The organism is Lactiplantibacillus dongliensis (genome assembly GCF_005405105.1).
Taxonomy (GTDB): Bacteria; Bacillota; Bacilli; order Lactobacillales; family Lactobacillaceae; genus Lactiplantibacillus; species Lactiplantibacillus dongliensis.
Map to the genome: position 1 here is coordinate 1 of NZ_BJDK01000026.1, position 12,699 is coordinate 12,699.

Below are 12,699 nucleotides of genomic sequence, written 5' to 3' on the forward strand. Positions count from 1 at the left end.
TTCTCCCCATACAAAAACTCCTCTCTAAGTAAACAAGCTTTAATTATTTGCTTGTCTACCCATAGAGGAGTATAGCCTTGGCAGGTATTCTTGTATCCTGACAATGACTTTTGGGTTTTAATACTTAACGATCCGGCCGTTACTCTTGAGCTTTTTAGTTAGTTTAGCTGGATTCTTTTTAATTTGCCGGTTTAAATACTTATAGCCATATTTCTTGTAAGACTTGTAGGTATCTAGAGAAAGTTTGTGGCCTTTTTGGTAAACTACAGAGTCAAATTTACCCCCAAGAACCATCCCACGCTTCTTTGTATGACCGACTAGTCGGTAAGTGTGCCCCTTAAGCTTCTTGTACTTAAGTTTAATGGTCTTCTCTTGTGACATGTTTGAGTATTGTTGGATGAAGGATTTACTAGTCACCTTGTAGAAATAGCCAAAGCCTTCAGCAGCTGAAGTCCGCTTGCCTTGATAAGTGCCACGGATGACCTTAGGTGTACCTTTGTGCCACTTAGCTGCGCTGACATTAGTAGGCACTGTCGCTACGCCCGTGGTAAGGACTGCAGCTAAGACTAATACTTTAAACCCCGTTTGTTTATTCATTAAAAACGCTCCCCGTATAATCGTTTTTTAGTTAAAACTTATTTAAGCATAGCTTTAGCATCCGATAAATACAATAGATAGTTGCGTGTAGTCATAAAAACTGTAGACTGACGCAAACCAAATGCAGATTGGATGAGTGCCTTAATCTTGGGCTTCAAATGCTGTAAGTATTAGCACAAAAATAGTTTCAAACTCACATTCCTCATCATGACGACGTTCCTAGAATAAAATGGTGCCATACCAACTTTTCTGATTAGCCCACACTCATCGTCGCAGTGACTGAGCCGACTTGTTAGACGGAATTACGGCTAACAAACGCTTTGCAAACCGCCTTTTGGCTGCAGGTCTGCCCCACCGCGAATCGGCTGGCCAACGGAGACGATCAACCTAAAATTAACTCAGCGTAAATTAAAACACTTATCCCACAACAGAATAAGTGTTTAATACCTTTAAAACATGCTGTTAGCAATATTAAAGCGACGTTTGAGCCATAAACGAATCCCAAAGACAATGGCCGCAATTGCTAGATAAACAATTGCTGGCAAGCTTGGATTCATGCCCTTCGGTAAGGCGGCCGTCATTGTAAAGATCATCATCCACACAATAACAGCTAAGATTGACCAGAAAATCTTGCGCCACATTGGCACTTTCTTCTTACCCTTAGCTGGTTGCAAGTATTGGAACAACTTGGCAACCCCGAGTCCACCAACGATTGAAGTGACCAAGATGGCCGTAATCCCGTTGGCACCGGCTGAACCATTCGTACCGTTCTTGCCAAAGAAACCAATGGCCCCATACATTAAGCAGAAGATCATGAATAACATCAACCCATTATCCAAGGCTGTGACCCAGTAATTTGCTTGTGCTTGTTGCGCTGGATCCTTCTTAGGACCTTCGACAATCGCTTGAACCCGTTCTTGAACGGTCCCATATAATTGACGCGCAGTTGTCCCTTTATGTTGTTCAGCCAATAGTGTTGTCAGCATTTCATCCAACGCAGCTTTTTTCTTATCACCGGTGAGGTCCGTCGCGTTTAAAGCTTTGCGCATCTGGCGCATGTACTCATCATTACGCTTCGTTAACTCACTGGCATCCCGTAATGGGTGTTCGGCCGCTTGAATCTGTTTGGCCCCCGCTTGGGCATTGCGCGGCTGTTTCGGTGCTTCACTCACGAGCAGTTCCTCCTTTATGATTAAACGTTGAACCGGAATTCAACAATATCCCCGTCTTGCATGACGTAATCTTTACCTTCAAGCCGTAACTTCCCATTTTCCTTAACTTTGGCTTCACTACCGGCTTCATTCAAGGCATCATAAGACATCACTTCAGCCCGGATAAACCCACGTTCAAAGTCAGAATGGATAATCCCAGCAGCTTGAGGCGCCTTAGTACCGCGTTTGAAGGTCCATGCCCGGGTCTCCTTGCCACCAGCCGTGAAGAAGGTTTCGAGGCCTAAGAGCTTGTAAGAAGCCCGAATTAGCTTATTCAAGCCGGGTTCTTCAACGCCTTCAGCGGCTAAGAAATCAGCTTTATCGGCATCATCTAATTCAGCGATTTCTTCTTCAGTTTCCGCAGCAACCCCAATGGCTTGGGCGCCTTCCTTTTTCGCATAGTCGGCAACGACTTGATAATACTTCGAGTTTTCAGGATCAGCCATATCATCTTCAGCAATGTTGGCAACATATAAGACTGGCTTAGAAGTTAATAAGAATAACCCGCGTACAATGGCTTGATCATCTTCGTTAAATTCTAATGACCGAACTGGTTGACCAGCTTCTAAGGCCGGCTTGATCTTTTCTAGTACCGCTAATTCAGCCTTGGCTTCTTTGTCGCTCCCTTTAGCAGCCCGTTGCACTTTTGCTAAGCGCTTATCAACGGCTTCTAGGTCAGCTAAGCTCAATTCCAAATTGATCGTTTCGATATCATCTTGTGGGTCGACCTTCCCAGTCACATGGGTAATGTTATCATCGTCAAATGCCCGGACAACGTGGACAATGGCATCAACTTGGCGAATGTTTTCCAAGAATTTGTTACCAAGACCTTCACCCTTGCTGGCACCTTTAACGATCCCGGCAATATCGGTAAATTCAAACGTCGTTGGGACAACTTTCTTAGCCGGAATGATTTCTTGAATCCGGTCTAAACGTTTGTCGGGAACCTCAACCATCCCAACGTTCGGGTCGATTGTTGCAAATGGATAGTTCGCCATTTCGGCGCCGGCCTTTGTGATTGCGTTGAACAATGTTGATTTACCAACGTTGGGCAAGCCAACGATACCTGCTGTAAGTGCCATATCAGTTATTCACTCTTCCTTTTAATAATTAAGCTTCAGCTTTTTTAACTAAAACCTTTTTTAACTTCTTATCAAATTCGCGGCGCGTCAGCATGACAATGTGATCGCAACCTGTACATTTGATCTTAATATCAGCGCCCATCCGGGTAATCTCCCAACGGTTGACCCCACACGGATGCGCTTTCTTCATTTCGACAATATCACCTAAATCATACATGCGCAACGCTCCTTCATCAATTAATTTATTTTTTGTACTCATTTGCCACGCTAGTTGGATTAAACTGTCACTCTGGTTGGCCCAGAATCGGCTGGAACGTGGTGGCCACGTTTGCGAGCCAAAGTTCGGTCTCGCAAGCCGGGCTTTATCTAGGCCGGAAAATCACCGACTAAGATAAACGACACCACTGAGCCAATTCTGGGCCGCCCGTCGTTAGCTAACGGGAATAAAAAAGTTAACGATTTATTTTAAGTTCAGTTAGTTAGCCGAGAGGTTGGTTCCTAAAATGCTCAGCCGTGTCGTTGGCCTTAGTTCGAGTGATTTGCTCGGACTTAGGCCAACGACAGTTTTGAAGACCTCTCTTTGGCTTCCAAATGGCCCATGGCGTTCCAGCATTTTAAAACCCAACCGGCAGGCGACAATTTCAACTAGCACCAAGCGTAACTAATTTAAGTCAATTTTCAAGATTTCCAAGATCCGGGTTAAATCGTCATTCGATAAGTATGGAATCTCAATTTTACCCTGATCTTTTTTGCTAGCTTTGGTTTGAATCGAAACGGCCGTCCCAAACTTTTCTTGCAGTTGTTCTTCGCTCGCCCGAATATAAGGTGACTTTTTAACCGCAGCCTTCTTAGCTGGTTTAGCCGTATCTCCATTATAACGCGCCACGATTTGTTCGAGTTGACGCACGGTCAAATTATCTTTAACGGCCTTTTTCGCTAACGGCGCTAACTTCGACTTATCTTTTAAAGATAACAACGTCCGGGCTTGGCCCATCGATAACTTACCGCGTTGGATCAACTGCTTGACCCCGGCTGGCAACCCTAACAACCGCAAATAATTAGCGATATACGGGCGACTCTTGCCTAAACGCTTGGAAACTTCCGCTTGCGTAAGCTTTAACTTCTTCATTAAAGACTCGTAAGCTTCGGCTTCTTCTAATGGCGTTAAGTCTTCCCGCTGCAGGTTTTCCAGCACGGCAACTTCCATCATTTGTTCTTCGGTAACGTCACGCACGATTGCTGGAATCGTCGTCTGCTTTGCGAGCTTCGAAGCCCGAAAGCGCCGTTCACCGGCAATTAATTCATACTTCTTAATTTCAGCATCTGGTTGCCGCACGATAATCGGCTGGAAAACGCCGGATTTTTCAATCGAACTAGCGAGTTCCTTTAGCGCCGCCTGGTCGAACTTATGGCGCGGCTGATAAGGGTTAGCTCGAATATCAGTTAACGCTAGGTCAACCACCGCTGCTTCACTGGTTGGTTCATCAGCATCGGCAAACAAGGCGTCAATCCCCCGGCCCAATGCTTTATTTTGATCTTTACTTGCCATGTGCAGCCAACACTTCCTTTGCTAATGCTAAATAAACTTGAGCACCCTTGGACCGAATATCGTAATCGATAATCGACAAGCCGTGACTCGGCGCTTCTGACAACCGAACGTTTCGAGGAATAATCGTCTGATAGACAGCATCCTTGAAGAACTTGCGAACTTCGGCATTGACTTGTTGGCCAAGGTTCGTCCGGGCATCGTACATGGTTAACAACACGCCTTCAATTTTTAATTGGCGGTTAAAGTGCTTTTGAACCAACTTAATGGTATTCAGTAACTGGCTCAACCCTTCCAATGCATAATATTCACTTTGAACTGGGATTAAGATGGAGTCACAAGCGGTAAACGCATTGATCGTCAGTAGTCCCAGCGAAGGTGGACAGTCGATTAGAATAAAATCGTAATCGCCACGAACATCATCAATGGCATCACGTAGCCGCGTCTCACGAGCCATCATCGGCGTTAGTTCGATTTCAGCCCCTGACAATTGAATCGTCGCTGGCACAATGTCCAAGCCCTGGTGAGTTGTTGGGATAATCGTTTCTTTAATCGGGGTATCATTAATTAAAACATCATAAATTTCATGTTCGATGGCTGACTTTTGAATGCCCAGACCACTCGTGGCATTGCCTTGAGCATCCGTATCAATCAATAGTACTTTTTGGCCTTGATCGACCAGCGCCGCACCTAAGTTGATGCTCGTGGTCGTCTTGCCAACGCCACCTTTTTGGTTAGCGAGTGCAATAACGGTTCCCATAATTACTTACCACCCCTTGGTTTATTTTTCGGAATTTCAATCGTGATCCGATAACCGTCTTCAGTGTCTTCCTCATGAGTTTTCACCGACAGACCAGCATCAGTCACCATTTTGATCGACTGCTTAATCGTATTGACCGCGATCCGGGTATCGCCCGTTAACCCCCGTGGTCGTTTACGTTTTGGTTTAGGCGGATTATTTAGCTTTTGAACCAATTGCTCCGTCGCTTTGACCGTTAAATCATGCGCTAAGATTTGTTGCAACACATCTAACTGCTGGTCAGTAGTCAAGGTCAATAAGGCCCGGCCATGCCGTTCACTAATCTGTCGCTGTAACAACGCTTGTTGCACCGGTTGGGCCAACTTCAATAACCGTAATTTGTTAGCAACAAATGACTGACTCTTACCGAGTTCACTGGCCATCGCAGCCTGAGTCAAGTGATTGAGCTTCATTAGCTCCTGATAGGCCGTGGCCTCTTCAATAACGGTCAAATCTTGTCGTTGTAAATTTTCAATCAACGCCATTGACGCTGTCTCACCATCATCCATCTTCTGGATAATCGCCGGAACATCCGCCCAATGTAGGGACGTGACGGCCCGGAAACGGCGTTCGCCAGCAATAATTTCATATTTCTTATCAGCGTACTCACGTAACACGATTGGTTGCAACAACCCGTGTTCCGCAATCGTAGCCGCTAATTCCGCAATTCCCGCTTCATCAAAGACTTGGCGCGGTTGAAAACGGTTCGGAATAATGGCGGTAACCGGCACGCGAATGATTTGTTGATGCTGCGTTGCCGCTTCCGTATCCTTATTACGCTTATCGCGATTCGAGCCAAATAAGGAGAATGCCATTTGAATTACCTCCCAACATTATTCAGGCGCTGTTAACGGCTGTTTCGCCGGCGTCCCAGGTTTACGCGGATAGCGTTTAGGTGATGGCCGCTTCTTGTCAATCACCACAATATGGCGCGCATCGCCCGTTTCCGGTAGTGTAAAGGCTTCATCAGCACTTAATTGACCACCTAATTGTTGCACCGCATAATCGCCTTCTGCAGTCTCAGTCCGCGCATTAGCGGCCTTCAACGCCACCATCTGCCCACCAACCTTAACCAACGGCAAGCAAAGTTCGCTCAGTACGGATAGGCGCGCTACTGCGCGAGCAGTCACTAGATCGTAGCTTTCCCGATGAACGGACTTTTTCCCCGCAAAGGTTTCAGCGCGATCGTGGAATGTCTGAACCCCCGTTAAGTCTAACGCGGTAATCAGCTCGTTCAAGAAATTAATTCGTTTATTCAACGAATCGACAATCGTCACTTGCAGTTTTGGAAAGGCAATCTTCAGTGGCAACGATGGAAAACCAGCGCCAGCACCGACATCACAAATGGTCAGCGGCTGTTCCCGTAACGCCGCTACGTAAAAAGCCGGCGTAATCGAGTCATAGAAATGTTTCAAATAAACATCCGCTTCATCGGTAATCGTCGTTAAGTTGAATTGCCGGTTAGTCTCAATCAATAATCGGTAGTAAGTTGCGAATTGGGCCATTTGGTGAGCATCAAGGGTAATCCCTTTGGCCGCCAAAGCCTGTTTAAATTCTTCTGGATTCATTTAAAACTCCTTAAATTACGGTTCTCAGATCCTGACAGTTGTGAAACAACGCTAATGTTTCACGTCACCTCATAACTTTAACTTAAAATCGGGCTAAAATCAATGCTGATACCCGCATTATTAACCGCGGTTAACCCTTGGAAATGCTAGGTTTTCAGTCAACTTAGGCGTTCGACACAAATACTAGTTCGCTGGCACCTGCCACGCTGGTTGGCCACGGTACGAGTGGTCGGCTTGGCTTAAATCCGAGCATTTTAGCAACCAACCAGCAGACGGCAGGCAGACTCAAACAAAAATACGGCAATTCGAGATGACCACCTCGAATTGCCGTACCATATGTTTAACGTTTAAAGCTTACCAAACGAATAGGCCAACGACCCCGGATGATAAGAGGGAAACTAAAATCCCAGATAATAACATGTAACCAACGTTCCGTGAAATCAAGTCATTCTTTTCACGGTTAACGATTCCTTTGAAGGCCCCGATGATCATACCGACCGTTGAGAAGTTCGCAAAGGAGGTTAAGAAGACCGTCAAGACTGCCTTGAAATGGGGTTCAAAGCCACTAACTTTACTAGTAACTTCCCCCATGACAACGAATTCGTTAGTCACTAACTTAGTCCCCATGTAAGACGCCATTTGGAACGCGTCGTGGGCGTTGAAGCCAAGTAACCAAGCGAATGGGAACATGACAATCCCAAAGATATTTTCAAGTGATAAGTTTGAATTGATCAAACCTAATAATTTATCGATTAATTTGGCTAAAGCCACGAAGGCAATAACATTGGCGGCGATAATTAAAATTAACTTACCAGCCCCAAGAATTGAGTCACCTAAGAAAGAGAAGAATGGTTCGCGGGCCGGCTTAGCAGCTTTAACTTGTGCATCAGCCAAGTCTTCAGAACCACTAGTTTCAGTCGTCGTTGTATTTTCTTCAACCGCATTACTACCATTGATTTTTGCAATCGTATCTTCTTCCGGCTTAACTTCAACTGGATTTAAGATAGCCGCAATAATCGCCGCATTCAAGACGTTCATTGGAACCGCCGTCAAAATAAATTGACCAGGCATCATTTGGATATAAGCCCCTAAGATGGAAGCCGTGACACAACTCATTGACATCATTGCAATCGTCAAGTTTCGTTGTGCTTTCATCTGCTTCAATTGTAATTGGGAAACCGCCAACGCTTCGGTGTTTCCTAAAAACATCATTTCAACAACGAAGAATGATTCGAACTTTGGTTGACCAGTGATATAAGCTAACCCACGGCCGACCCATTTAATGATCCATGGCAAAACGCCGATGTACGTTAAAATATCGAATAATGGCACAATCAACAAAATTGGTAATAATGAACTGGTAACAAAGTCCATTTGTTTGACGTTAACCCAACTAGCCAACGCAAACCCAATCCCGTCATACGATACGTCCACGAGCCAAGTAAACCCGTCAGCCGCCGCTTTAACCGCGTCGACCCCAACTTGTGAACCGGTTAGGAACCATGCTAAAATAACTTCCAAAACTAACATGATACCAACTGAACGCCAATGAATGGCGTGCTTTTGCTTGGAGAATAAGTAGGCGATTGCGATAAAGACCACAATCCCAATAATATTAACTACCAAGTTAAAGACCATGTGAATAATCCCTCTTCCCTATAAATGTTAGCAACCCAATAAAATATTAAGAAAAAACTACCTTTATTAAGATACCATAAATAATTAACGGGAGGGAGCCTTCTTAAATAAAAACTGACCCGTTTCATTAAAAAACGAATTAAGCCCGGCTAGCTCAAAATAAAAGACCGGTCAGCTTATAAAAGTCAACCGGTCCAATTAAAGCTCGTGGAATCCTTAAGACCCCCGCGCCCCTGCCAAGGAACGTTATTATAGCACGTTTCACCGGTTACCGAACTAATTAATTGACCCCACTGGCAAACCAGTGTAAGCTACAGACAATTAATGAAAGGGGGTGATGCTTTTTGAGTACCATATCTAATCTTAAAGCATCAGTCTCTGCCCTGTACGGAGCAGTCGACTGATTGCCTTTAAGGAGACCCGGCCAAATCTTTTGGTCGGGTCTTTTGCTGTCTTCAGCACTAAAATCAGTATGCGCCACCAATGGCGACTATCGTCACAAGTTGCAACTAACACCCAATTAAGCTAAATTTAAAGTAAGTTTCATCCTAATGTTAGTTAAAATCGCCACGTTCCAGCCAATTCTGGCTTAACCAGAGTGACCAGTCCAAGCTAATTAGCATTAAAAAGTCTACATATTTGGAAACGAGGTAACCGAGCACGATGAAGACGACCACAAAACAAGCCTTGATTACGACCGGCTGGTTCACAATCCTAATTGCTGTCATTGGTGGAACGCTACTCTGGCAGCGACAAGTGCGTCAGCCTAAACACCCGGTCAACGCGGTCACCATTACCTCAACTAATCGCGTGCCAACCGTGCTGTTATTGGGGCATAATGTTAGCCAAACTAATAGTCGTCAACTAGTCGCTGGGCTGCAACAAAACGATGGCAGCCAATCCACCATTCAAATTCAAGTCACTAAAACTGGCCATGTCACTTTCCATGGGCAGTTGCAGCCCCACGATAATCGGCCCTACTTACAGCTCAACTTGCCAACGGGGACTGCTACCCAACAGGCCCATTGGATGACGACCGTTATAACGACCGCCAAACAACAGCTGGCTTTTAAACATTACAATTTACTAGCATACGGCGATGGCGGCTTAACGGCGACCAACTACCTCGCTCACACAACGGCTGGCCTATCACCATTAAACTTCGTTGCCATCGCGACCCCGTTCAATGGAACCAGTCGCAAACAAAATAACGATACGGCGACTGCGGTTCATGTAACTAAGCAAACGACCCGCTTAAAACGGCTCATCTCCCAGCGAAAAAGCATTCACTCAGCAATCAACGTGACGCTAATTGCCGGGAATGCTAAAGGGATCAAACATGGCGATGGCGTCGTGCCGGTTCAGAGTGCACTAGCTGGTCAAGCCATCTTTAAAAATCAAGTCAATCGCTACCAACATCGGATTCTGCATACTTGGCGAGCCAGTCACGCACGATTATTCAGTAGCTGGCGTCTAGCCAATCTCATTCAAGATTCGATTAACTAACACCCAAACATCACTTAAGCTATTAAGCCTAAAATAAGGATTCAGAAATCAATGCGATTTTCTGAATCCTTATTTTTACACTCTCAACCTCAAACCCTACGCCTGCCAGAGCATCTCATCGCCATACTCATCGACTAAGAACTGCTTAATTGAGCGAATCATCATCGCGGTCGAGGGCGCGGTTGACTGCGTTTTATTCGCCACTAGCGCAATCTCACGGTTATAAGGTTCCGCAAATGGGTACGTGTTAACATCCCCGGTTAGTTTCTTTAAGGCAAGTTTCGGCAGAATGCCCATTCCTAACCCGGACTCCACCATTGAAATAATCGATTGATCATCAATCGAGAAACGCAGGAAGTTATTGGTGACATGATAATGGTCCAGCGCTAACTTCGTATCCCGATCGTAGTCACTTTGTTGCAAGATAAAGTTTTGGTCAGCGACATCATCAATCGTAATGTACTCGCCATTTTCAGGCACAAAGCCAGCCGGCGTTACACAATAGATGGGATCATTAATTAGTGAATGCACTAATAAGTTCTCATTAACGGGCATGGCGGTGAAGCCAATATCAATCGTCCCAATCTTGGCCCATTTCGTAATTTCATTAAAATTGCCTTGAAATACTGAAATCTCAATATCAGGATATTCATGATTGAAGCGTCGAATAATTCGGGGCAACCAATTGATACAAACACTGCTAAAGCCCCCAATCCGAACTGAACCAGAATGCAAGCCTTGGATGTTATCCGCAACTTGGCGTAAATTACTCTCCGTATTCAAGATTTCTTGCACATACGGTAAGACTTGGCGGCCATCACTGGTTAGTTCAACGCCCGAACGGTTACGAATAAACAACGGGAACCCCAAGTCCTTTTCTAATTGATTAACCGAGTGACTGACTGCACTGGGCGTGACATTCAAGGTCGCTGCCGCTTGATAGAAGGTTTTCTGGGCCACCACCGTGGCAAATACTTCATACGCAAAATTAGCCATCGCTGTCTTTACTCCTTAGGTGAATGAATTTCATTTATAATTGAAAAAGTTGAGCTTTACTAAATACCCCCTCCATCATATCATATGGTCATCAAGAAATTAATTAGGACTTAACAGAATGTGGGGGCATTGATTATGAAAGAATTATTTGCAAACCGGGTATTAGCTAACGATACATCCGACTTAGATGAAATCTTCAAGAATAGTGCAAATCCAGAAAACATTTCCTTTGCGGGCGGTTTCCCCGACATTCGTCGCTTTCCGGATGCTGACTTAAAACAAGCTTACCAAACCGCGATCGACCAGCAAGGACCAGCAATCTTCCAGTATTCAGCAACGGAAGGCCCACAAAACTTACGGCAAAAGTTAGCTGACCGCATGGCATCACATGCCGGCGTCACGGCAACCGCCGATAACATCATGTTGACACAAGGTGGCCAACAAGCGATTGATCTGGTGGCTAAACTATTATTAAACCACGGTGACGCGATGGTTGTAGAAGGCCCAACTTACATGGGGGCCCTCGCTGCCTTTGATACGTACGAACCGACTTATTATGAAGTCCCGGTTGACCAAAACGGAATGAATATCCGAGCCTTGCGCAAAACCTTACAGGCCCATCCAGAAATCAAACTCATTTATACGATTCCAGATTTCCACAACCCGACCGGCACCACGTTATCTGCGAAACGTCGGCAAGCGATGGTCTCCTTGGCGAACCAATATGACGTGATTATTTTGGAAGACAGTCCTTATCGTGACCTCCGTTATAGCGGTAAATCAGTCCCAGCGATTAAACACTACGATACTGAAGGCCGGGTCGTCTTTATTTCTAGCTTCTCAAAGATTTTATCACCCGCTTTACGGACCGGTTGGATCGTGGCTGACCAACCAATCATGGCGGAATTAATTGGCTTGAAATCAGCGATTGATGTGCAATCACCAAATGTCACCTTGCAAGCGATCAATAGTTATTTGGATCAGCATGACATCGACGCGCATATCGCCACGATTAACGCCGCCTATCGTCTCAAGCGCGATGCCATGTTAGCCGCCTTAGACCGGTACTTCCCCAAAAACATCACGTATACACGTCCAGCTGGTGGCTTCTTCATTTGGGTCACTTTACCCAGCGACATTGATGCTAAACAATTATTAGAAACTCAAGTACTCCCGCAAGCACATGTGGCTTATGTCCCAGCCGCTTGCCAATTCGCGAGCCGGACCGTTAAAAATGGCTTCCGCTTGAACTTTACCAGCTTAGACCCCGTCACCATTACTGCCGGAATCAAGCGGCTCGGGGTTTTACTCCAAGCTAACCAGGCCGTGGCACCGGTAGTACCATTAAAAACAGCGATTCAATTCTAAACAGTCTGTAATCAGAGTTTGGCTTAACCGCCAAACTCTTTTTTGCGTCTATTGGCAAAAGTGGTTATCTAACATTGCGGTCACTGGCCGGCTCCGATAAAATAGACTTAATCCATGATTAGCGCTTATCAGATCAAACTTGCCACTCTGGTTGGCCCAGCACCGGCTGGAACGTGGTGGCCACGTTTTCGAGCCACAGAACGGTCTCGAAAGCCGGGCTTTATCTAAGTCGAAAACCACGACTAAGATAAACGACACCACTGAGCCAATGCTGGCCGCCCGGCGTTAATTATCAGATGGGTTGTCTATGTACGTTATTTTTAATTAGTTACCTTAGCCGTGCCGTTGATCTCAGTGCAAGTGGCTTCTTGAACTTAGACCAAGATCA

12 protein-coding genes are annotated in these 12,699 nt (G+C 45.4%); 2 read left to right on the forward strand and 10 right to left on the reverse strand.

The annotated features are described in order from the left end of the window. Window positions 1-117 precede the first annotated feature (117 nt). The 9 genes from FFM80_RS10240 to FFM80_RS10280 form a co-directional block, all read right to left on the reverse strand. Window positions 118-597, reverse strand: coding sequence for a hypothetical protein (locus tag FFM80_RS10240; RefSeq protein WP_137640704.1), 480 nt, complete (start codon window positions 595-597; stop codon window positions 118-120). Between the two features lie 449 nt (window positions 598-1,046). Beyond that, complete coding sequence (locus FFM80_RS10245) at window positions 1,047-1,769, reverse strand: DUF1129 domain-containing protein (RefSeq protein WP_223877338.1); 723 nt, start codon at window positions 1,767-1,769, stop codon at window positions 1,047-1,049. 20 nt (window positions 1,770-1,789) lie between these two features. Further along, window positions 1,790-2,890, reverse strand: a complete 1,101-nt coding sequence (gene ychF / locus FFM80_RS10250) for a redox-regulated ATPase YchF (protein ID WP_137640706.1) — start codon at window positions 2,888-2,890, stop codon at window positions 1,790-1,792. A 28-nt stretch (window positions 2,891-2,918) separates the two neighbouring features. Further along, window positions 2,919-3,107: a DUF951 domain-containing protein gene (locus FFM80_RS10255; RefSeq protein WP_137633851.1), complete on the reverse strand. Its 189-nt coding sequence runs from the start codon at window positions 3,105-3,107 to the stop codon at window positions 2,919-2,921. 444 nt (window positions 3,108-3,551) lie between these two features. After that, the gene (locus FFM80_RS10260; protein WP_137640707.1) at window positions 3,552-4,439 is read right to left on the reverse strand and encodes a ParB/RepB/Spo0J family partition protein; all 888 of its coding nucleotides are present in this window, start codon (window positions 4,437-4,439) and stop codon (window positions 3,552-3,554) included. Continuing rightward, window positions 4,429-5,196 (reverse strand): ParA family protein, encoded by a 768-nt coding sequence (locus FFM80_RS10265; RefSeq protein ID WP_137633849.1) that lies wholly within the window; start codon window positions 5,194-5,196, stop codon window positions 4,429-4,431. The genes FFM80_RS10260 and FFM80_RS10265 overlap by 11 nt, the downstream gene beginning before the upstream one ends. Window positions 5,197-5,198: 2 nt before the next feature. Then, window positions 5,199-6,050, reverse strand: a complete 852-nt coding sequence (noc, locus tag FFM80_RS10270; protein WP_137640708.1) for a nucleoid occlusion protein — start codon at window positions 6,048-6,050, stop codon at window positions 5,199-5,201. Between the two features lie 18 nt (window positions 6,051-6,068). Then, complete coding sequence (rsmG, locus tag FFM80_RS10275; RefSeq protein WP_137640709.1) at window positions 6,069-6,803, reverse strand: 16S rRNA (guanine(527)-N(7))-methyltransferase RsmG; 735 nt, start codon at window positions 6,801-6,803, stop codon at window positions 6,069-6,071. Window positions 6,804-7,157: 354 nt separating this feature from the next. Continuing rightward, window positions 7,158-8,441 carry a NupC/NupG family nucleoside CNT transporter gene (locus FFM80_RS10280; protein ID WP_137640710.1) on the reverse strand — a complete coding sequence of 428 codons (1,284 nt, stop codon included), beginning with the start codon at window positions 8,439-8,441 and terminating at the stop codon, window positions 7,158-7,160. 663 nt (window positions 8,442-9,104) lie between these two features. On the opposite strand from FFM80_RS10280, the gene FFM80_RS10285 reads away from it, so the two are divergent. Beyond that, window positions 9,105-9,947, forward strand: coding sequence for an alpha/beta hydrolase (locus FFM80_RS10285; protein WP_137640711.1), 843 nt, complete (start codon window positions 9,105-9,107; stop codon window positions 9,945-9,947). Window positions 9,948-10,043: 96 nt separating this feature from the next. Here FFM80_RS10285 and FFM80_RS10290 read toward each other — a convergent pair whose 3' ends face one another. Further along, window positions 10,044-10,943, reverse strand: a complete 900-nt coding sequence (locus tag FFM80_RS10290) for a LysR family transcriptional regulator (protein WP_137640712.1) — start codon at window positions 10,941-10,943, stop codon at window positions 10,044-10,046. Between the two features lie 135 nt (window positions 10,944-11,078). Between FFM80_RS10290 and FFM80_RS10295 the strand changes: the two genes are divergently transcribed. Then, complete coding sequence (locus FFM80_RS10295) at window positions 11,079-12,311, forward strand: aminotransferase-like domain-containing protein (protein WP_137640713.1); 1,233 nt, start codon at window positions 11,079-11,081, stop codon at window positions 12,309-12,311. Window positions 12,312-12,699: the final 388 nt, after the last annotated feature.

Excerpts from the sequence above, each read along its gene's own strand:
- FFM80_RS10255 (WP_137633851.1), bottom strand. The coding sequence starts at position 3,107 with ATGTATGATTTAGGTGATATTGTCGAAATGAAGAAAGCGCATCCGTGT.
- FFM80_RS10280 (WP_137640710.1), bottom strand. The coding sequence starts at position 8,441 with ATGGTCTTTAACTTGGTAGTTAATATTATTGGGATTGTGGTCTTTATC.
- FFM80_RS10240 (WP_137640704.1), bottom strand. The coding sequence starts at position 597 with ATGAATAAACAAACGGGGTTTAAAGTATTAGTCTTAGCTGCAGTCCTT.
- ychF (WP_137640706.1), bottom strand. The coding sequence starts at position 2,890 with ATGGCACTTACAGCAGGTATCGTTGGCTTGCCCAACGTTGGTAAATCA.
- FFM80_RS10265 (WP_137633849.1), bottom strand. The coding sequence starts at position 5,196 with ATGGGAACCGTTATTGCACTCGCTAACCAAAAAGGTGGCGTTGGCAAG.
- FFM80_RS10295 (WP_137640713.1), top strand. The coding sequence starts at position 11,079 with ATGAAAGAATTATTTGCAAACCGGGTATTAGCTAACGATACATCCGAC.
- rsmG (WP_137640709.1), bottom strand. The coding sequence starts at position 6,803 with ATGAATCCAGAAGAATTTAAACAGGCTTTGGCGGCCAAAGGGATTACC.
- FFM80_RS10285 (WP_137640711.1), top strand. The coding sequence starts at position 9,105 with ATGAAGACGACCACAAAACAAGCCTTGATTACGACCGGCTGGTTCACA.
- FFM80_RS10260 (WP_137640707.1), bottom strand. The coding sequence starts at position 4,439 with ATGGCAAGTAAAGATCAAAATAAAGCATTGGGCCGGGGGATTGACGCC.
- noc (WP_137640708.1), bottom strand. The coding sequence starts at position 6,050 with ATGGCATTCTCCTTATTTGGCTCGAATCGCGATAAGCGTAATAAGGAT.
- FFM80_RS10290 (WP_137640712.1), bottom strand. The coding sequence starts at position 10,943 with ATGGCTAATTTTGCGTATGAAGTATTTGCCACGGTGGTGGCCCAGAAA.